This is a genomic window from Pseudoalteromonas sp. OANN1, from assembly GCF_024124685.1.
In the GTDB taxonomy this organism is placed as follows: domain Bacteria; phylum Pseudomonadota; class Gammaproteobacteria; order Enterobacterales; family Alteromonadaceae; genus Pseudoalteromonas; species Pseudoalteromonas piscicida.
The window spans coordinates 57,810-78,759 of sequence record NZ_JAMXSE010000013.1 but is presented as its reverse complement, the minus strand read 5'-3'; the positions used below and the strand labels follow the sequence as shown (position 1 = coordinate 78,759).

The 20,950-nt window shown below is 44.3% G+C and carries 15 protein-coding genes; 6 read left to right on the top strand and 9 right to left on the bottom strand.

What is annotated here, in order from left to right:
• Positions 1–2 precede the first annotated feature (2 nt).
• The 7 genes from NH462_RS12330 to NH462_RS12300 all read right to left on the bottom strand — a co-directional run bounded on the left by NH462_RS12330 (position 3) and on the right by NH462_RS12300 (position 10,736).
• On the bottom strand, positions 3–635 hold the full coding sequence (locus tag NH462_RS12330) for a 2OG-Fe dioxygenase family protein (protein WP_010374441.1): 633 nt from the start codon (positions 633–635) through the stop codon (positions 3–5).
• 245 nt (positions 636–880) lie between these two features.
• Entirely contained in the window at positions 881–3,478 is a 2,598-nt protein-coding gene (gene acnB, locus NH462_RS12325; RefSeq protein WP_045965778.1) for a bifunctional aconitate hydratase 2/2-methylisocitrate dehydratase, read from the bottom strand.
• 310 nt (positions 3,479–3,788) lie between these two features.
• A complete protein-coding gene (locus NH462_RS12320) occupies positions 3,789–4,838 on the bottom strand; it encodes an OmpA family protein (RefSeq protein WP_017219323.1) in 1,050 nt (349 codons plus the stop codon).
• Between the two features lie 151 nt (positions 4,839–4,989).
• Positions 4,990–6,768, bottom strand: coding sequence for an ABC transporter ATP-binding protein (locus NH462_RS12315; RefSeq protein WP_017219322.1), 1,779 nt, complete (start codon positions 6,766–6,768; stop codon positions 4,990–4,992).
• Positions 6,769–8,190 carry a protein adenylyltransferase SelO family protein gene (locus NH462_RS12310; RefSeq protein ID WP_253105838.1) on the bottom strand — a complete coding sequence of 474 codons (1,422 nt, stop codon included), beginning with the start codon at positions 8,188–8,190 and terminating at the stop codon, positions 6,769–6,771. It lies immediately after the preceding gene.
• A gap of 18 nt (positions 8,191–8,208) precedes the next feature.
• Complete coding sequence (locus NH462_RS12305) at positions 8,209–8,889, bottom strand: DNA-3-methyladenine glycosylase I (protein WP_026345583.1); 681 nt, start codon at positions 8,887–8,889, stop codon at positions 8,209–8,211.
• Positions 8,890–9,101: 212 nt separating this feature from the next.
• Entirely contained in the window at positions 9,102–10,736 is a 1,635-nt protein-coding gene (locus NH462_RS12300) for a cyclic peptide export ABC transporter (RefSeq protein WP_253105837.1), read from the bottom strand.
• Positions 10,737–10,835: 99 nt separating this feature from the next.
• Here NH462_RS12300 and fhuF point away from each other — a divergent pair, with 99 nt between their 5' ends.
• From fhuF to dhbA, 6 genes are all read left to right on the top strand, one after another.
• A complete protein-coding gene (gene fhuF / locus NH462_RS12295) occupies positions 10,836–11,585 on the top strand; it encodes a siderophore-iron reductase FhuF (RefSeq protein ID WP_253105836.1) in 750 nt (249 codons plus the stop codon).
• A gap of 85 nt (positions 11,586–11,670) precedes the next feature.
• Complete coding sequence (locus NH462_RS12290; RefSeq protein ID WP_253105835.1) at positions 11,671–12,885, top strand: isochorismate synthase; 1,215 nt, start codon at positions 11,671–11,673, stop codon at positions 12,883–12,885.
• Entirely contained in the window at positions 12,872–14,488 is a 1,617-nt protein-coding gene (locus NH462_RS12285) for a (2,3-dihydroxybenzoyl)adenylate synthase (RefSeq protein ID WP_253105834.1), read from the top strand. Before NH462_RS12290 ends, NH462_RS12285 begins: the two co-directional genes overlap by 14 nt.
• Before the next feature lie 9 nt (positions 14,489–14,497).
• Positions 14,498–15,364, top strand: coding sequence for an isochorismatase family protein (locus tag NH462_RS12280; RefSeq protein WP_010374421.1), 867 nt, complete (start codon positions 14,498–14,500; stop codon positions 15,362–15,364).
• The gene (locus tag NH462_RS12275) at positions 15,364–16,671 is read left to right on the top strand and encodes a condensation domain-containing protein (RefSeq protein WP_253105833.1); all 1,308 of its coding nucleotides are present in this window, start codon (positions 15,364–15,366) and stop codon (positions 16,669–16,671) included. Before NH462_RS12280 ends, NH462_RS12275 begins: the two co-directional genes overlap by 1 nt.
• Complete coding sequence (gene dhbA / locus NH462_RS12270; RefSeq protein WP_253105832.1) at positions 16,658–17,422, top strand: 2,3-dihydro-2,3-dihydroxybenzoate dehydrogenase; 765 nt, start codon at positions 16,658–16,660, stop codon at positions 17,420–17,422. Before NH462_RS12275 ends, dhbA begins: the two co-directional genes overlap by 14 nt.
• Here the strand turns inward: dhbA and NH462_RS12265 are convergent.
• Together NH462_RS12265 and NH462_RS12260 are read right to left on the bottom strand one after the other, a co-directional pair.
• The gene (locus NH462_RS12265) at positions 17,397–18,740 is read right to left on the bottom strand and encodes a PepSY-associated TM helix domain-containing protein (RefSeq protein WP_253105831.1); all 1,344 of its coding nucleotides are present in this window, start codon (positions 18,738–18,740) and stop codon (positions 17,397–17,399) included. The two genes, dhbA and NH462_RS12265, sit on opposite strands and share 26 nt — an antisense overlap.
• A gap of 53 nt (positions 18,741–18,793) precedes the next feature.
• The gene (locus tag NH462_RS12260) at positions 18,794–20,854 is read right to left on the bottom strand and encodes a TonB-dependent receptor (protein ID WP_253105830.1); all 2,061 of its coding nucleotides are present in this window, start codon (positions 20,852–20,854) and stop codon (positions 18,794–18,796) included.
• Positions 20,855–20,950 lie beyond the last annotated feature (96 nt).

The following is a 20,950-nucleotide window of genomic DNA, read 5'->3' as shown; positions in this document are numbered from 1 at the left end:
TCTTAGGCTGTAAATACGAAGCAGTCTAGATAACCAACTTGCTCGGCATCTAGCTTGTTCATCGGTGTTGCGTTATGCCACACTTCACGGTCATTCACGAGTGCAAATAAACCGTCTTTGATTTCCATTTTGAAGCAAGGTTCGGCTTCTTTGTGCTCATATACCAATAGCTCACCACCGGCGATATTTTCGTGAGAAACACCGCAAACACACACATGGTCAAAACCATCTTGGTGCACACCTTCTGGCGCTGGAGGGGTATCGCTTTCAATCGCTAACATGCGAAACTGATGCACTTCTATGCTGGTATCGTCTGCAATTCCTGTCATGGCTTTAAATTCAGCAAGCATATGCTTAAAGCCATCAGTGTTTAACATGTCCAGCTCAAGGTTTTCGTAAACACGCTCAATATTACCTTGGAAAGTATTAATTGAATCGTCTTGAACGAAAGCCTTAGTCGGCTGCAATGTCACTTCACCGCCAGTGAATTTAACCACAGAATAGCGGCGCTTTCTGAATGCACCATCGGCATAAGGGTTATCTGGAAGTTGATTGAAAAAAGGCTTAACTGCGTCGATATGTGACTGCGGTAAAAAGCGTAGTTGTAATAAATTCTGGTTGTTTACTGTTGTCATGATCCTCTCGCCCATTGATGAGAATTTGCCGACAATTCTAATAAAACCAGAGAAAATTACTGTTTAAAAAAACGGGATTTTAATTACCAATACGCAATAAAAACCCAATTATTACCATTTTAGTAGATTACTTATCTAGGTTTAAAATAATGCTTGATAACAACATTTAACTTGAGCGTTTTATGTGCATAAAAAAAGCCAACATGCGCTGGCTTTTTTCTTTCAATGTATTCTAGAGCGAGTAATTAAACCGCTTGTTGAATGATCACTGAGTCTGCCTTTTTAGTGTACTGAGGCATCTTGTGGAAGTTCAAGTAACGGTACGTGTCCGCAGCCGTTGCATTGATCTTCTCTGCATACTCTTGATATTCAGCAGGCGTTGGTAGTTTACCAAGAATAGCAGCTACCGCTGCAAGCTCTGCTGATGCAAGGAATACGTTTGCACCTGTACCTAAACGGTTAGGGAAGTTACGAGTCGAGGTAGAAACAACCGTTGCTTTATCAGCAACACGTGCCTGGTTACCCATACATAGTGAACATCCAGGAGTTTCGATACGAGCACCTACACGACCGTAAATACCGTAGTAACCTTCGTCAGTTAACTGATCGCGGTCCATCTTCGTTGGTGGAGCAACCCATAGTTGCGTTGGTAGACGACCACCGAAATTATCCAGTAGTTTACCCGCTGCACGGAAGTGACCGATGTTAGTCATACAAGAACCGATGAATACTTCGTCGATCTTCTCACCTGTTACCGCTGAAAGTAGACGTGCGTCATCAGGGTCATTTGGTGCACAAAGGATTGGCTCTTTGATATCGGCAAGATCAATCTCAATGGTGTGCGCGTATTCTGCATCCGCGTCAGCAGTCATTAGCTCAGGATTCGCTAGCCACTCTTCCATCTTAGTGATACGACGCTCAATGGTACGTACATCACCATAGCCTTCAGAGATCATCCACTTAAGCATAACGATGTTAGAGTTTAGGTACTCTTCGATAGACGCTTGTGAAAGCTTAACAGTACAACCTGCTGCGCTACGCTCTGCAGATGCGTCAGATAGTTCGAACGCTTGCTCAACCGTCAGGTGCTCAACACCCTCGATTTCAAGGATACGACCGGAGAATTCGTTGATCTTACCTTTTTTCTCAACCGTCAATAGACCTTGCTGGATTGCATAGTAAGGGATAGCGTGTACTAGGTCACGTAATGTGATACCCGGCTGCATTTCACCTTTAAAACGAACAAGGATTGACTCAGGCATATCCAACGGCATTACACCTGTTGCGGCTGCGAATGCTACTGCACCTGAACCTGCTGGGAATGAAATACCTAGTGGGAAACGAGTATGCGAGTCACCACCTGTACCTACCGTATCAGGAAGTAGCATACGGTTTAGCCACGAGTGGATAACACCGTCACCAGGGCGTAGCGATACACCGCCACGGTTCATGATGAAATCAGGAAGTGTGTGATGTGTGTTTACATCGATTGGCTTAGGATAAGCTGAGGTATGACAGAATGACTGCATCGTAAGGTCAGCAGAGAAGCCAAGACAAGCAAGGTCTTTAAGCTCATCACGCGTCATTGGACCCGTAGTATCCTGAGAACCTACCGTTGTCATTGTTGGCTCACAGTATTGGCCTGGGCGTACACCTGCCATATTACATGCTTTACCAACCATCTTCTGTGCAAGCGTAAAGCCTTTACCAGAATCAGCCACTAACTTAGGCTTACGGAAGATATCTTCTGCTTCAAGACCAAGAGACGTACGTGCTTTGTCTGTAAGACCACGACCGATGATCAGTGGAATACGGCCGCCTGCACGCACTTCATCAAGAATTACGTCTGATTTCAATGAGAACGTTGAAATAACTTCGTCAGTACCGTGACGCTTAACCACACCTTCGTAAGGGAAGATGTCGATTTGGTCGCCCATGTTTAGTTCGTCAACTGGAAGCTCAATTGGTAGTGCACCAGAATCTTCCATGGTGTTGAAAAAGATTGGCGCAATCTTGCCACCTAGACACACACCGCCAACACGCTTGTTTGGTACGAATGGAATGTCATCACCCATGAACCAAAGTACAGAGTTAGTTGCAGATTTACGAGATGAGCCTGTACCAACAACGTCACCTACATACGCTAGCGGTAAACCTTTACCATTAAGCGCTTCAAGTTGTGCAATTGGACCTACCTCACCTGGCTTATCAGGGTTGATACCATCACGCTCGTTTTTAAGCATAGCCAGCGCGTGTAATGGGATATCAGGACGAGACCAAGCATCTGGTGCTGGAGACAAGTCGTCTGTATTTGTTTCGCCAGTTACTTTAAATACAGTCACTGAAATCTTGTCTGCAACGGCAGGCTTCTCAAGGAACCATTCTGCATTTGCCCATGACTCAATCACTTGCTTAGCAAACTCATTGCCCGCTTTTGCTTTTTCTTCTACATCGTAGAATGCGTCAAACATCAGTAGCGTGTGAGACAAACCTTTAGCAACGATTGGCGCGATAGCAGCATCGTCTAGAAGGTCTATCATAGGCGCGATGTTGTAACCACCAAGCATAGTGCCAAGTAGTTCAGCTGCATACTCTCTTGAAATGAGCGGTGATTCCGCTTCGCCTTTCGCTACTGCAGCCAAAAAGCCTGCTTTTACATAAGCGGCATCATCTACACCTGGCGGTACACGGTTGATAAATAGATCAACGATGAACTCTTCTTCACCTGCAGGTGGAGTTTTTAGTAATTCGATAAGGTCAGCAGTTTGCTGCGCGTCTAACGGCTTAGGCACGATACCTTGCGCGGCACGCTCTTCTACGTGTTTACGATATTCTTGAAGCACAATATTGCCCTCTTGGTGACGTGGACAGACAAGTAAATGATCTGGCTGCGATTATTGATGCAATCGCCTGAACCATTCCCTTGACCATAAAATATAATGAACAATTATAAGGTCTTTGAGTATAGATGAAAATCTTGCATGCGATACCTCGCCTTATAGTCACTATAAATACAATGAATAAGCATACCGAAACAAGTATATTTTGATGAATATTAGTCAAACGAGAATCATTTTAATTTTGCGAAAAGGTATGCTTGGTGGGATCAAAAAAGGCTCCTGAAGGAGCCTTTTTGCATAAGCTAAGTGAAAATTAACGCTTAACTTTTACTTTCTCTTTAGAAGAAACGTGCGCTTCTACACGACGGTTTTCCGCATGTGCTTTTAGCGTGTTTGCTGGGTTTTTCAAACGCTCTTCACCGTAACCAACCGTGGTAATACGCATTGAATCTACACCCATATCAACGAGTTTCTCAGCAACGTTTTTTGCGCGGCGCTCAGAAAGCTTTTGGTTGTAATCAGCATCACCCACAGCTGACGCGTGACCTTCAATCACTACATCTGCATTTTTATGCTCTTTCAAGAACTTAGCAACCGCGTTGATATCATCAACATATTGCTGTGAGAAAGAAGCATCGTCATGCGGGAAGCGGACTAGCAGACTTACTTTGTCTTCTTTAGTTTCGTACAAAGTACAACCAGACGCATCAACAGCATCCGTCATTGGTGTGTTAGCACACTTGTCTTCGCTATCCACAACACCATCTTTATCACTGTCTTGCGGTGCTTCTGCAACTACAGGAGCCGGAGCTGGGGCAACCTCTTCCGACTTACCAGCGCTACCGAACGAGTAGTTAATACCGATTTTACCACCAACATCAGTAAAACCTGCTTCGAGGCCTTGGTAAACCGCCGCTTCTGCATTCACGAACAAGTGATCGGTGAAGTAATGACGAACACCAGCACCTACGTTAGCAAAAGTGTTATCTGAAATTACATCTAGGTTCATCTTCTTGATACCCACTAGACCATAGAAAGGACCACCATCAAAATGGTACAAACCGTCGATACCGTAACGCTCTGCATCTAGTGAACCATTGCTGATACCGCCAAGGTCAAAGTCCATATCTGCATATTCGATACGACCACTCCAGAATTTGTCAAAACGGTAGCCGATTTCAGCACCCCAACCTGTAGAGTCTTCTACGTCTAGACCGGCCATATCGCGGTGATTTTGCCAGTCAGCATCATAGTAATCACCAAATACACCAAGATATACACCTTCTGTAGGCTCAGTAGTATTTGCATTTGCATTGGCTGTCACTGCCATCGCAACTAGTAAGCTCAAAGTTTTAATTTTCATCATTCCTTCCCATCTCTGTTAGTTTGCGCATTGAGTATCGACTCGGATAGTCTATCAGAAAATGCGTCTACCGATTACGTTGCATAGATAATATTAGCTCGTCTATTAATGTTTACTTAACGTTACATAAGGAATTTTTGCTATTTATGAATTAATTTTGATGACCAAATAGGATTTGATACAGACCTTGTTCCTTTAACAAATCCTTGTGTTCTCCATACTGGGACACTTCACCATCATCTAAAACATAAATTAAGTCGGCTTGTTTTATTGCGCTCAATCGATGTGCAATAATCAAAGTCGTTCTATCAGCCAAAAACGCTTGCAAATTGCGATGAATTTTTGCCTCAGTCTCAATATCAAGTGCCGAGGTTGCTTCATCCAGCACCACCACTTTAGGGTCGGCAACAACCATTCTAGCAATGGCTAACCTTTGCTTCTGTCCTCCGGACAATTTAATTCCGTTGCGACCAACTTGCGCATCTAATTTGTCGGCCAGAGCAAGTACGGTATCAGCTAGCTCTGCAACTCGGAGTGACTGCCACAGTACTTGGTCAGATACCTCTCGTCCCATTGCTAGATTTTCACGGATGCTGGTATTAAAGAGTATCGGCTGCTGCAATACGGTTACTATATTATCTCGCACTGCTTCGTAACCAATTTGCTCTACTGGCGTGTCATTTATATGAATCTCGCCACTTTGCTTTTCATACAATCCCAAAAGCAATTGCACCAAAGTGGATTTACCACCTCCAGACACCGCTACTAACGCTACTTTCTTCCCTGCTGGAATATGCAAAGATACCTGCTTGAGCACGGGTTGCTCTGCAACGTAAGCGAAGTCTATATTGGCAAATTTGATATCAACCTGAGATGAATCAAAGACGGTTTTCGTAGCGGGATATTGTGCTTCTGTCGCAAAATTAAAAACCTGATTTAACCTACTAAGCGCCGCCGAGGCACCATAGTACGCATATTGAATACCAAGAATTTCCTGCACCGGCCCCATCATGAACCAAAGGTAACCAAATACCGCAAATATCTGGCCGACCGTTAAATCAGAAAACACCACCATAAACATAGCGACAGCACGGAAAAACTCGAACCCCACCAAAAACACGGTAAAGCTTAAGCGGTTAACCGCGTCCGTTTTCCATTGTGACTGCACCGCGTAATGTTTGAGATCTTTGGCGGCTACTTTAACCTGTGCAAAGTAGTTACCCTCTCGACGAACAGCTTTTAACTGAGAAATAGCATCTAGCGTCTCGACTAGTGAAGTTTGCAGTGCTTCAAATGCAGCATTCTCTTCCTTTTTCAGCTCTTTAACATGTTTGCCAAACTGCCGAGAAAAATAGATGACCGCCGGATTGAGCAACAGGATCACCAGCCCCAACATCCAATCAATCCAAAGCAAAATCGCCGCAGTGCCAATGATTGTGAGTAAACCGATTAAAAAGCGTGACAAGGTTTGGCTGATAAATTTATCCAAGGTTTCTACATCGGTAATACAACGAGAGCTAATTGCAGCACCACCTTGGCTTTCGTACTCCTTAAGTTGAACTTTAGGTAAATGCGTAAGTAAGCGCTCACGGATTTGATAACTAATGTCTTTGCCAATAATAGTAAACTGGCGTGACTGCATCACCCCTAGCACCAAACTGGCCAAGCGCATGGTTATTACAGCCAACAAAATAACCACGATATAGCCACTGGGGCCATGCCATTGCTCGGGCAATACTGAGTTCATCCAAGCCACTGCTCTGCCTGGTGTATCTAGTAAGACTTCATCGACCAGCAACGGCATCATCAAAGGAATAGGTACACTCACCAACGCGGCAAATAAGGCGATGATATGCGCATTAATAAGTGGCCGTTTGTGCTCAAGGACTTTACGTTTAATTTCTTGCCAAGAAAGCTGCTGTTCTGCCATTTAGGTTCCACAAAAAGTTTGATAGTGGGCCGGTGTAGACGCGCTGGTCCACGATTCAGGATAATCTTTGTAATCATAGGGCGACGTCAACGCGGTTAGCCAACTTTCTAGCGTTTGACTCATGCCTTGCTGATTAAATAGCGCAATCTCAGCCTCCACCAACGCATTACGGGGGATTAGTATCGGGTTAGCTTGACTCATCAGGTTAGCCGCAACGTCATCGGCAGCACGCCTTTGTGCCCATTGTCGCCCCCAGCTCTCCAACTCCGTTGGCACGGATAAAGCTTTGTTTGGATGACCAAGCAAACTATTGGTTAGTGCCGCAAAGGTATTGGTAAAGTCTAGTTCATGCTCCGTCATCAACTTGAGTAAGTCACTAAGGAGCATGTCGTCTGCGTCGCTCCATTCATCAATACCAAGCTTAGCCGCCCACATATCTTTGTACTTGCGATTAAACGATTCAGAAAACTCCGCCAAAATTTGACTAAATGCTTCAATTCCCGCTTGCTCATCTTGCCACAACACCAATAAGGCCTCGGCAAGTCGCGCACAGTTCCAATTCATGATGTTTGGCTGATTACCAAACGCATAGCGGCCTTGACGGTCGATAGAGCTAAACACGGCGTTAAAATCAAACTTTTCCATCATTGCACAAGGGCCAAAGTCTATCGTTTCACCACTGAGCAAAATATTGTCGGTATTCATCACGCCATGAATAAAGCCAACCCGCATCCACTCGACAACTAAGTCAACCAACTGCTCACACACTTCACGGAACAATTCGAGCACATCCTGTTCGGTCTCAACTGTAAACCCCTCAAATAATTGCTCGCCCAGCAAGTTAAGTAGGCTCCATAGCTCATCTTTATTTTGCTGAGTAGCCAGATATTGTAAGGTACCGATGCGGATATGACTTTTTGCCACACGACATACAACCGCGCCAGGTACTTCACCTTGACGATAAACATGGTGTCCAGTAGTTACAACACCAAGGCATTCCGTAGTTGGAACACCCAAGCCAACCATAGCTTGACTCATGATGAATTCACGTACCGCAGGTCCTAGCGCACAAAAGCCATCACCGCCTCGAGAAAATCGCGTCGCTCCAGAGCCTTTCAAGTGCAGGTCGTATTGACGTCCGTCATCAAGTTTCACCCCTCCAATTAAATGCGCTCGGCCATCACCAAGTAATGGGTTAAATTGCCCAAACTGATGACCACTGTAGGCTAAGCTCGTAGGCTCAATATTGTCTAAAGGGCGTTGACCACTTAACAGCTCAGCAAGCGCTGTGGTGCCGTATTTCTCTAGCTCAAGCTTAACTAGCAACGGCGTATTGGATAGTAGTAATGTGGGCTGATTAAATCTTGCTGGTTGCTCCTTAAAGAGCAGAGCAGAGCCTTGATAGGGCTGAAAAAATACCATGCGGTCACCTCCATTTTACTAGCGAATATTATCACCAACACTCATTGACACAATTTGACTTAACTCTTGTAAGCTAAGCCCGCTATATTGACGCATTTCATTGAAAAATTGCTGCGTCGCTTGCAGTGACTTCTGACTTTGCAAGCCACCGTCGATGATCTCCTCGGCACGCAGTACCGTTTCGACATCTTTACTCAGTAAAAACGTATCTTTACCTAACACACGAAGCGCGTAAGGACCGGTATTCCCGCCGAGTCTCGAGCCATGCTTTTTCAAGTACAGCCACAAACCAACAATATTGTCTTCCGGCCAGTTTGCGACGAATTCACTAAAACGACCATGCTGTTGTTGCACTTCAAAAATCATATGGCAATTGTCAGCGATACTTTTTACCTTTTTAGCATTACGAATGATCCGCTCATCCTGACTACGTTGCTCGTACATTTCAGGAGACATCATTAACAGCTTCTCGATTGAGAATTGCCAAAACACTTCTCTAAAGCCGTCCCATTTATTATCAACCACCGCCCAATAAAACCCGCTTTGGAATATCTTTCGCGTAAATTCTTCTAGCCATTGATCATCACTTAATGCCAATAACGATGCGGTACTCAATGGTTGACTAAGCTTCGCTTTTAGCGCCACCTCAGAACCTTTACGCTCAGCAGCCCTATGATAAATTTTTTCGAATACTTTCATGCTCATGACCGAGTTTGCTTGGTATTGTATACAGGGTAACTTATCTCGCCTAAGCTCGGAATAACAACCTGTTCTCTAACGGTAGTTTTTCCTTACTGCGACCTTAGCCAGCCATTAATGTGAGAGGTTTTGATGAAATCTTAATGAAGGGCTAGGCCTAGCCGCGTTACTGACTGCGGCTAGGTTGATGTTTCATGTATAAAAAAATCTAATTAGGCTAATGCAGGAGTTTGAGTTACAGGGAGTTGGGAGACTTCGGTTAGGCAACCATTTTCCATTTTTAATAACCTGTCAGCCAATGAGAAGTATTTATCATCATGGGAGATCACCAAAATCGTTTTTCCTTTGTTTCTTAGCTCAGGTAGAAGCTCTCGATAAAATACATCTTTAAAGACCGGGTCTTGGTCCGCTGCCCACTCATCAAAGAGATAAAATGGCCTATCCTCAAGGTAAGCAACAACTAAAGCAAGACGTTTTCGCTGGCCTTGTGATAGACGTTGTGTTGTGAAGCGGCCCGATTCAATACTCACTTTATGGTGTAAATTAAGCTTACGAATTAGTTCATTTCCTTTTCGCTCCAGCTGATCGCAAGGCACATTTAACAAACGATCGAATAAGTAGTAATCACCAAACACCGTACTAAAAAGCTGGCGATAAGCATCTAATCCAGCGCCGCTAATCGGCTGGTTATCTACTACGATCTCTCCTTCGTCTGCTTCATACAAACCGCACAGCACTTTAGCGAAGGTTGTTTTGCCACTACCATTGCCACCAACAAGATAAATGAGTTCGCCTTGTTTAAACTCAAGATCTATTGGCTTCAGTGAAAATATATCGTCGCTTTGCTCGTGATAGTAACGGTGACACAGTGCGTGTAATTGGATACTGTTAAACTGCGTAAAAACTTGCACACTATTTCCATCATCACTCATCAACTCATCGGTTAATGTTTTGATGGTATTCGCTGAGGCTTGCGCGGCGAAAGCTCTGGGTATATTTGCCAGTAAGGTTTCTAATGGCGTTAGCATATAGAGAAATAACAGTGCAAAGCCAGACATAATGCGCTGACTCTCTTCACCAGTTTGCTGAGATAAAAAATATAACGCCCCACCAATGAAGGTAAAAATCAAAAAGCCACCCCAAGAGGAGGCCATATGTAGAATAGAAACCCCCTCAATACGTTCTTTTCTTAAAGCGTTTATCGCCGGATGCAGTACTTCTAACTTAAAAAACGCTCGCTTACTGCGATTCAGTTTAAGCTCTTTGATGCCGTCAGTGATCGCATCAAACTGTTGAAAAAGGCTGTCTTGCATCGCAGCAGCATTCGCTATTTTTTTAAACGCAACATTGTTCGCAAAACTATAGCTCACCGAACCTAAAACCAAGGTCAGTAATGCAAAAAGAAATATTAACCAGTCTAACCAAGCCATATATACGAAAGCACCAAGCACTATCATGGCATTCGTCAATATACCCGGCATACTCATGAAAAACCCTGCTACCTTTAAACTATGCTCAGTTAAGCAAGATTTGATCTTCGCGTCTCCCTGTAACTCTATGTGACTGATTTTTGCTTCTATCGTTTTATCAGCAACGAGTTTTCTTAACTCGGCTTGGCTATGCTCACTCAACTGTTCAGCAACTAATTTAGAAATTAGCTGTACCACGACTCCTGATATTGCCAGCGCCGCAAAAATCCAAAAGAACTCCGTCTGACGCTCGCCTTTGGCATTTATGATTTCGTTAATAAGTGCCACCAGTGAAACACTAATAATGCCGAATACAACGCTGCTCAGCGCAGTGGCCACAAAGCGTTGCCAAGTCTTTTTTATCAGAAAAACTAACACGATTTCTCCCAAGGATGATCAAATCCCTTACAGGACGACTTTGAACTAAAAAAATTCACTTGGATCGCGTCTTATATTAAAAACTCAACAACCTTGACTATGTTGCCAATTCTTAAACCTTACCTGTCACCACCGCTTGATAACTATGCTAGAGGTGTTGCACTTATTTCTGGAGATAAACCCTCTTTTGCTCAGCAAATCAAAAATATAACCCCTTTAAGTGACGCGATCTCTCGCTTTAGTTCAACAAAGGGAGTGACGAATAAAAAGGCGCTGGCCTCAGTTTGGCACATGCACTACACGCTACGTATCATGCCCGCTATTTTATTTACACACAGTGTGTTGGGCCGTGCACTCCCATTGGCTTTAGATAAAGTCGTGATCGACATGGAAAGCTGGCAACTACAGCTGCCTAATCAAGGGAAAGCCGTGGAGTGTCACGATACGGCTACGCACTATGCCGAGTTTATTAACGCGCATTTATCTCCCTTACATGCCTTTTTAAATCAGCATTTTGGAGTTGCTGAACACGTTTTATCGAGTAATTGCGCTTTTCGTTTGAGGCAGTTTTTTCCAACCATCATTCATTATGTCGGCGAGCGCCCTAAGGTAAACGATGACTATCACACTTTATCTCAGGCAGTGAAGATTGGGGGACATGTAAACCCTTTTTATACCCCAAAGCTGCAACTCTGTGACGAGCGTGGCCACTATCAGCTGAGGGAGTCATGCTGCCTGTTACATAAAACAAGCGATGGCAAGCTTTGTCGCGACTGTCCAAAGCATCCTCATCACTTTGACGCCCATCAACAACAACGAACTTTGCGCAGGACTGTTTTAACAAACTAGATATAAATCTAAATCTTTATTGTTTACCTTCGTCTTGATTTCAATTAATTCGTTTTCACTGCTGTGATATCAGCTAGGTGTGCTTATGGACTTTAGCCAAGTTATTCAACTCGAACAATATGCAAAAGCCACGCAATTTAACCCGGAGAACAACTGCCTGTTTACAACGGGTACGCATTGCTTAGTTAGCCAAGGGATCAAGAAACGCGTCACTTTACCGATTGGTGATACTAAGGATTTAGTCGCTGCAATTGACTCTCACATGCATAATGAGCCGGACAACACTATCGCCTTTGCCGCTTTGCCATTTTGCAAAACAGAGCACGCGCAAATTATTATTCCAGAGCAAGTTTCTCGTTGGGAAAAAGCGGCATTCAGTGCCTGGTTTGACGCTGAGTTAGCGTCATGCCAAGGCGTACCAAACTCGCTATTAGAAATTACCGATTTACAGCCTCAAGCTCAATTTGAAAACGCTGTTTCTCAAGCCAAACAGCTATTTGATACTGGGCTACTAAATAAAATTGTTTTGAGTAAACAGACTCAACTGCGCTTTGCAGAACCAATTAATTCCCAAGCCGTACTGCGGAATTTGCTACAACAAAGCCAATCTGGCTACCACTTTTCATTCCCTACAACCGACAACGCAATTTTAATGGGTGTCAGTCCCGAGCTATTACTGCGCAAGCAAGCTGAGAAATTAACCACTAACCCGCTGGCAGGTTCAATTCCAAGGGATACTTGCCCAAAGGAAGAAGCGCACCGCTGCAGTGTATTGTTTGCCTCTAAAAAAGATAGATATGAGCATGCCGTTGTCATTGAAGACATTCAGCAAGTATTGACGCCACTTTGCAGTGCACTACATATTCCAGCTCAACCTGAGCTGTTGAGCACCGCCACTATGTGGCATTTATCTACAGTCATTTCAGGGGTCTTAAAAGTATCAACAACCCATAGCTTAGCAATTGCCAACCAATTACATCCAACCCCCGCACTCTGCGGTAAGCCAACTGCTGATGCTTATCCCAAAATAGCAGAACTAGAGCAGCAAAGCAGAGGATTGTTTTCGGGGATCATTGGCTGGTTTGATAAGCATGGCAATGGCGAATGGGTAGTGGTGATCCGCTGCGCAGAATTACGCGATAAGACCGCTAAGTTATTTGCTGGAGCGGGTATTGTCGCTGCATCAGACCCGCGCTCTGAATGGCTAGAAACAGAAGCAAAACTCAATACCATGCTAAACGCACTCGAAACCAAGCAAGCATATTACGCAATGAGAAATACATTCCATGAAGCAAATTGATTTTACTCCTTGGCCAGCTGAATTAGCCGAGCGCTACCGCGAAAAGGGTTATTGGCAAGACCTACCGCTAACTTGTGTTATTAGCGATCAATTAATACAGCATGCAAACAAGCCTGCTGTCATTGATGAACATCGGTGCTTAACTTATTTGCAGCTTGACCAATATAGCAATCACTTAGCTGCTTATCTCTCAGCACAAGGGGTTCAACAAGGAGACACAGCACTTATCCAATTGGCTAATCAGGTCGAATTTTATATCAGCTTATTCGCACTTCTCAAGCTTGGCGCAGCCCCGGTGTGCGCACTATTCAGCCATAAACAGACTGAAATTAGAAGTTACTGTGAACAGCTAGCGCCCAAGGTGTTAATCATTTCTTCAGCACATGAATTGTACCGAGATGAGCAGTTCATATTATCGTTACAAAAAGACTACCCTAGCATACGGGCAACACTGATAGATCACCCAAAAGGTAATAGCCAGCTTAAACAAGCTTACTTGCAATCGCGGCCATTTTCAGCGCCAGATTTAGACCCGACTCAGGTAGCATTTTTCCAGCTATCAGGTGGAAGTACTGGCACGCCAAAGTTGATCCCAAGAACTCACAATGACTACTTATATTCCGTGGTGGCAAGTAAAGACATTTGTGAATTGACGGAGCAACATGTTTATCTTTGTGCTCTGCCAGCCCCACATAACTTCCCGCTTAGCTCTCCGGGCGCCTTGGGTTTTTTTGCTGCGGGTGGCACCGTTGTCTTAGCCCCAGATCCAAGCCCCAGCAGCTGCTTTAGTTTGATTGAAAAATATCAAGTAACACACTCTGCATTGGTTCCTCCAGCTTTGCAGCTATGGTTACAACATGCCCCAAAAAGCCAATATCGCCTAGACAGCCTTGATGTCATTCAAGTGGGTGGCGCTAAATTGAGTTTAACGATTGCACAACAAGTCAAACCTGTTCTTGGCTGCCAATTACAACAAGTTTTTGGCATGGCTGAGGGGCTAGTTAACTACACACGTTACAATGACGACCTATGGCACATTCTCAATACTCAAGGATGTCCAATTAGTGAAGATGATGAAATCAGAGTCGTGGATGAACACGGCAACCCCGTGCCCGATGGTGAAGAGGGGCGATTGTTAACACGAGGACCCTATACGATTCGAGGATACTATCGCTCACCTAAGCACAATCAAACTGCATTTGATGAGCAGGGATTTTATAGCTCTGGAGATTTGGTAAAACGCCTGCCATCAGGACATTTAATCGTTACAGGTCGTGTCAAAGATCAAATCAATCGAGGCGGGGAAAAAATAGCAGCGGAAGAAGTTGAAAACCTGTTACTCAGCCACCCAAATATTCAACAAGCCGCCATTGTTGCAATGCCTGACCCAACCTTGGGAGAAAAAAGTTTCGCTTTCCTGACCGGTATACCGCTGAAACCATTAGCTATTCGCAAATACTTACGTGAACAGGGAATTGCAGATTACAAGGTACCGGATAAGTTTAAGTTTATAGATAACTTACCACTGACTCCAGTGGGTAAAGTCGATAAAAAACAGCTCCGTAGCGAAACCGAAGCACAACAAAAATCCATTCAACTTTAGAGAAGTAAAATGACTATACCTAAATTAAATCACTATTCTTTACCTCGCGCAGCTGAACTTGCGCCAAGTCGAGTGGATTGGCAACTTGACTCGCAACGTACTGCGTTACTTATCCATGATGTGCAACATTACTTCGTCTCTTTTTATGGTGCAGATAATCCGCTAGTACAAGCCATGATAGAAAACATTCAGCGAATTAAAACGTATTGTTACCAACATGATATTCCGGTCTATTATACCGCCCAGCCGATCAAACAAGGTCGCAATGAACGAGGGTTACTGCTAGACATGTGGGGAGCTGGACTACAAGATCCGAGTCAACAACCTATAGTTGATGCATTAGCGCCAACCGAACAGGATATTGTCCTGACAAAGTGGCGATATAGCGCTTTTCAAAAATGCGATTTTGAAGCGCAGCTAAAAGCGCAGCAACGAGATCAACTTTTGATTGTCGGTATTTACGGCCATATTGGTGTGATGACCACAGCTATTGATGCATTTATGCGTGACATACAGCCTTTCGTTGTCGCTGATGCAATTGCAGACTTCACCAAAGACGAGCATATGATGGCTCTACACATCATAGGTCAACGTGCAGGAAAAGTGATCACGACAGCAGAAGTGGTTGGCGAAGCAAGTATTGACCTAACTACGCTCGCGGGACTTAAAGCATTCATTTTGCCTTTGATCGACTGTGAGCCAGATGAGTTTGATGAACACGAAAGCTTAATTGATTACGGTCTAGATTCAGTGCAAGTGATGAACTTGATTTCATTATGGCAACAACAAGGTATTGAAACTAACTTTATTGAGCTAGCACAAGTGCCAACTCTCGCAGCTTGGGTAGAGCTGATTGAATCTCGGATGGCAGAGTAATGGCATTGCCATTAACTGCCTCTCAACACGCGATGTGGCTACTACACACGATTAGTGGTCAAGGCAACTTATTTAACGTCGCAGAGTGCTTAGAGTTTCAAGGTAAAATAGATGCCGAGCAATTTTCCATCGCACTCCAGCATGTCTTTGGGCAAAGTGATTTGCTGCGCAGTAACTTTATCCATAATGATGATTTTATTCCAAGTATAGTAGTTGGACAATCGCTGCCTCTGCTGATCACCGAATATCTTGATCATGATATTGCTTCTCTAGCTGAGTTTATGCCACAACAAGTAGCGCATGAGCTGGCCAAATCTTTTGACTTAAGCTCTGGTTGCTTGATGCGATTTAAATTGGTGCGCACCCCTAGCCAAGATTATTGCTTTATTGTTGCCCATCACATTGTCCTTGATGGCTTTGGCTTTGGTTTATTTCATCAAGCGTTAAGTCGCAGTTATCAGGCTTTAAACACAGGGAAACCTCTGCCAAATTGCCATTTTGCTTCACAGCAACAACTGCTAGATCTGCATGGTAGTGAGCGCTACCAAAAGCAACTATCTGAGGCCGCAAGCTCCCTTAATGAATGGCTTGATGAATACCCAGTGGCGCAAAGCTTTAGTGACAGCAAAGCTGCGATTACCGAACCAAATCAACGCTACCATTTCGCGTTAGCTCGAACTCAGTGGCAAACGTTACAATCGGCAGCGAACCAGGTTCAAGCCACCCCCAGTGAAATACTGCTAAGTGTAGTTGCCATAGTGTTAGCGGCTAAGTGCAACAGCCATAAAGTGACATTAGGATTGGTGATGATGAATCGCCAAGCTCCAGTGGAATTTTCATGCCCTACCGTACAAAGCAACGTCTTACCACTACCGCTAACTTTGCCAACGTCAGGAGGATTGGCAGATGTGGCCAAGTACATCAATAGGCAGATAAAACGTGTGAAGCCATTGCAATGCTATCGTGTTGAGCATTTGAAACGAGATCGCAAACAACAAGGTAAAGCGATTGAAGTTAGCGGCCCGACAGTCAATATTTTGCCCTTCACTAGCCACCCACGCTATGGCGAAGTCAAAAGTCGCAGCCATATTCTTAGTGCTGGAACGACGGACGACTTTATGCTGCAAATTTATTTCAATGGTGATGATCCCGTGCAGTTTGATATTGATTACAATCCAGCAAGGTATTCCCCAGAGCTGGTTGTATCTATTGCAGAAGCAATGCAGGATGCTGCTAATGTCTGGTCGAACACACCGTCTTTGCCTTATCTTTCCGTCATAGAGGAGATGAACAATGTGCTTCGATGACAGCCTCAAGCAAGAGTATCACAACAAAATTGTTTGGGTGACTGGTGCAGGGCAAGGCATTGGACTAAGTGTCGCAAAGCAGTTTGCGCAGCTTGGCGCTCGTGTCGTGGGTTTCGATAAGCAGTTTGCAACTACAGAACCGCTATTTAAAGCCATACACTGTGATCTAGCAGACCTCGCAACATTAGAGCATACGCTAGCAACATTAGTGCGACCAGATCTCGCTCCATATAGCTTAATTAATGTTGCGGGCGTACTCGAACTTGGCGCGCTAGAGACATTATCACTTGAGCAGTGGCAACACTGTCAGCATGTTAACGCTGGCGCCGTATTTGTTTTCCTGAAGTCTTGTGCAGCTCATTTCAAACAGCAACGTAGTGGCAGCATAGTGACAGTTAGCTCCAATGCGAGCCATACGCCCCGCCAAAACATGGCAGCCTATTGCGCGTCGAAATCCGCCTCAACCCAATTAACCCTTACAGCAGGGTTAGAATTGGCTGAATATGGCATACGCGCCAATGTGATTGCTCCGGGCTCTACGTTAACGCCAATGCAAACTGGTATGTGGCGAGATAGCTCAGGTGCAGAGCAAGTGATCAAAGGGTTCCCGAGTCAATATAAACTTGGGATCCCACTGCAAAAACTTGCAACACCTGAAGAGATCGCACACTCGGTGCTATTTTATGCCTCATCCCTAAGCTCACATACCACTATGCAAGTGGTCACTATAGATGGTGGTGCGACACTTTAGGTTTACTAATAAGCGTTGCTTCGCGACATAAGTTAAGTAGCGCGCCTCCCCATACAACAATGATAAAGCAAGTGACTAACGTCCAAATCGACAAAAACAGCGCTGAACCTGTTGGTAGCACAGGAAACTGACCTGCGACTCCATAGTTCATAAGCGTATGGTAGGCGTAGTAAGCAATACATAACAAAAGGCTTAAACTAAAAACCAAAGAAGCTTTCACGCCTCGTAGATCTTCTTTTCGGCGCAGCTTGAGCTGGCGTTTAACATACATATAGGTGCCGCTAAGCACCAAAAATGAAAGTCCAACCCCAAAGATGCACCACAATATTTTTACCCATATGCCGGCAAAATTACCAAAATGCAAAGGATCCGCGGTATCAGATAAACGCCAATATATTCCCTGACTAGACGCAGTTTGGCTATATACGACTTCCCCAGTATAAGGATTCACATACACCTTATTTGCTCTGTCCCTAACCAATACGTCACTGGATTGACCTTCAACATAAAAATACCCTCCGGAATATCTAATCGCTCTAATTTCCAGATCTGGTCTCGCTTCTCTGACTTTTGCAGCAAGCGCCACAACAGAGAGCTGAGGCTTATCTTGTGGTTGCAATTCAGGTAAGGGGTTCACAGCAAAATCACCAACATCAGTAAACGCAGTTTTACCATCAGCCAAGTCCATTCTGACAAACTCAAACAAGTACCACATACTGGTTATCGCAATCACCACTGCTAACCACAAACTCCATACTCCAGCTAATTTGTGTGAGCTTGCAACCTTAGCGCGAGTATCGCCGCTAAGTTTTAATGTAAATAACTTTTTCCACCAGCCTCGATACAAATACAAAGCACTAATCGTGGATACGCATAGCGGAATGGCAAATAGCAAAACCAAGTAATAAGACACAATGCTGTCGAACACACCAAAAAAATGCATATGAAAATCTCGGAAAAACCGCTGAATATTCAAAAAGCTCGTTTTTCCTTGTATATTTCCAGTGTATGGATCAACGTAAATATGCTGCCATGGATTATCTGGCAAGCGAACCACAAAATCGTGAGCAAAATACGTTTCTGAACCCGCAAAAGCGATCCCTATTCGTGCGTCTGGATAGGTTTCTTGAACCTTTTCGTAAGCACTCGCTAAACTGACTTGTGGACTACTTTCTGCCGCTCTCACTGTGTCATCGAATAGCCAATCTAATTCGTAAGAAATGGTCGCAAATGCCCCTGTCCAACAGATCACGAACAATAGCAAGCCGAACCAAACACCGCTTAAACTATGCCAACTGAACCATTGTTTTGCTGTCATTCTTTTCTCCTAAAAAGAGCAGTTGGCTAAAAAGCCAACTGCTCTCTCCCTGTTTAAAATCGATAGTCGACCGTTAAGCTCGCACTACGTGGATCGCCTGGAAACAACTGACTATAACTATAGCCACCGGTCCAATGTACTTTGTCGAACACATTGTCAATCACCAAGGAGGTCTTCCAACTGTCCACCTGATAGTACACACCTGCGTTGTAGATCAGATAGCTAGGCAATATTAACCCTGCAGAGGAGGTTGCTCGCTCCCCCACATAGCTTGCCCCGATCCCAAATGCCCAATTATCATCTAACTGGTAACGTGACCATACAGTGGCCATATGTTTAGCTGCGCCCTCTTTGCGTTTGCCCACTTCACTATCATTCAAATCTTTGGTTACTTTCGCTGAGTTATAAGCATAATTGGCAATTACGGAAAGTTGTTCCGTGATTTGACCATTAAGATCGAACTCGAATCCACGCGCTTGCTCGGCACCACGCTGACGATACATATATCGGGCAAAATCGATTCGGGCTGATGCTTCAGCATCATATAGCACGACATTTTCACGGGTTATTTGATAGATAGCTGTGGTTAATTGTAAATCATCGCTAAATAAACGCGCTTTAAAGCCGACCTCATATAATTCACTATCTTGCGGTTTAAATGGGCCACCTTGTTCAGGGTTATTTGAGTATAGAGGAGGAGGCTCAAAACCCTGCATCCAACTCGCATAAAGGCTCTGAGTATCTGATAGCTTATACACAGCCCCCAATCGCGGTAGCAGTTGGCTATCTTTCGAGGAACCACCGCCGGTATTATCTAGATCAAAACTTTCTTCACGTAAGCTCGCCAGTACCGACCATTGACCAAATACCATACGGTCTTGAATATAGATCCCTTCACTTTGTAGGTTACCACCAAACACGGGGCGCTGAGTCGCATTGTAGCTATCAGTATCGCGGCGCTTGTATTCAGGATTTAGAATATCGAACTGCATCGCATCGTTGGCTACTCGCTGGCTGGATTCTCTAAATCTATCAATATAGTCATAGCCAATCACAACATTGTGTTCGATATCACCGAGGTAAAAGTTGCCATTTAGATAACTGGAAAAGGAGTCTGATTGTGCTTCTGAAGCACGCTCAATGTAGCGTAAATTGACGATAGAGTCTGAATTATCAGCATAATTTCCAATACCGTGCTCGACTAAGTCTTGATCACTATTTTGATGCATATACTGCACAGCTAACCACCAAGCATCGCTAAAACGATAGTCAACTGCTAAGCTGCTGATCAAGCTTTCTGTATCTAGCTTATCCCCTGGCTGTGTTGCCGAAACTTCAATCGGTATCGTGCCCAAACGCTGGCTACCACGGATATTCGGCTGCCCTCGTTCTAAGATCCCTTCACTGTCTGAATACACCAGTTCGAGGTTAAGCTTAAGCGTGTCACTGGGAATAAAAGTGACACTAGGTGACACTAATAGCCCTTTATTAAATGCTTGGTTTCTAAAAGAGTCAGAGTCTTCATAACCCACATTGAGTCGATACAGCACTGACTCCGATGAATTGATTGCACCTGTGGTGTCAAGTGCAACATACTTCTCTTGGTAACTCCCAAATCGAGCACTCAATTCATGACGACTAGTCGCTAATGGCTTTTTGGTTACGGTATTGATTACACCACCTGGGCTGGCATCACCAAAAATAGCTGAGGCAGGGCCTTTAATCACCTCTACTCGCTCAACATGTGCAATGGCGGTTTGTGACCAAAAGTCATTATAAGTTCGCATACCATTGAGGCGGCGATCATCTTGACTGCGAAAGCCTCGGATGGTGATGTCGTTATACACTGAAAATTCGCTCGCTCCGCTGACAAAAGGCGTCACGTCGTTTAGCCGCATCAATCCTTGTTGCTTGATTAATTCTTTTGTCACGGCGCTAATTGACTGCGGAAGGTCTAAAATATCAGCAGCCGTTTTTGTCGCTGAATACGTGTAGGTGGCAAAGTTTTTTTCCGAGTCCCGCCCCAACACTTCTATCACTTCAATGTCTTCATTTGCCAGTGATTGCTCAGCAGACCAAGCTGGTGCTGCGATACAACTGACTAGTATAAGCACTCGCTTACCTACAAAATGCATGGTAATAATCTCCCTTTTATATTAACCACGGGTTAATTACCTGCAATAGTAACGAAAACAGTTATCATTTACAAT

What these genes read in the sequence shown, in the direction of transcription:
- NH462_RS12290 (WP_253105835.1), top strand. Translation starts at nt 11,671, where the DNA reads ATGGACTTTAGCCAAGTTATTCAACTCGAACAATATGCAAAAGCCACG.
- NH462_RS12280 (WP_010374421.1), top strand. Translation starts at nt 14,498, where the DNA reads ATGACTATACCTAAATTAAATCACTATTCTTTACCTCGCGCAGCTGAA.
- fhuF (WP_253105836.1), top strand. Translation starts at nt 10,836, where the DNA reads ATGTTGCCAATTCTTAAACCTTACCTGTCACCACCGCTTGATAACTAT.
- NH462_RS12305 (WP_026345583.1), bottom strand. Translation starts at nt 8,889, where the DNA reads ATGAAAGTATTCGAAAAAATTTATCATAGGGCTGCTGAGCGTAAAGGT.
- NH462_RS12285 (WP_253105834.1), top strand. Translation starts at nt 12,872, where the DNA reads ATGAAGCAAATTGATTTTACTCCTTGGCCAGCTGAATTAGCCGAGCGC.
- NH462_RS12315 (WP_017219322.1), bottom strand. Translation starts at nt 6,768, where the DNA reads ATGGCAGAACAGCAGCTTTCTTGGCAAGAAATTAAACGTAAAGTCCTT.
- NH462_RS12265 (WP_253105831.1), bottom strand. Translation starts at nt 18,740, where the DNA reads ATGACAGCAAAACAATGGTTCAGTTGGCATAGTTTAAGCGGTGTTTGG.
- NH462_RS12330 (WP_010374441.1), bottom strand. Translation starts at nt 635, where the DNA reads ATGACAACAGTAAACAACCAGAATTTATTACAACTACGCTTTTTACCG.
- NH462_RS12275 (WP_253105833.1), top strand. Translation starts at nt 15,364, where the DNA reads ATGGCATTGCCATTAACTGCCTCTCAACACGCGATGTGGCTACTACAC.
- NH462_RS12310 (WP_253105838.1), bottom strand. Translation starts at nt 8,190, where the DNA reads ATGGTATTTTTTCAGCCCTATCAAGGCTCTGCTCTGCTCTTTAAGGAG.
- NH462_RS12320 (WP_017219323.1), bottom strand. Translation starts at nt 4,838, where the DNA reads ATGAAAATTAAAACTTTGAGCTTACTAGTTGCGATGGCAGTGACAGCC.
- dhbA (WP_253105832.1), top strand. Translation starts at nt 16,658, where the DNA reads ATGTGCTTCGATGACAGCCTCAAGCAAGAGTATCACAACAAAATTGTT.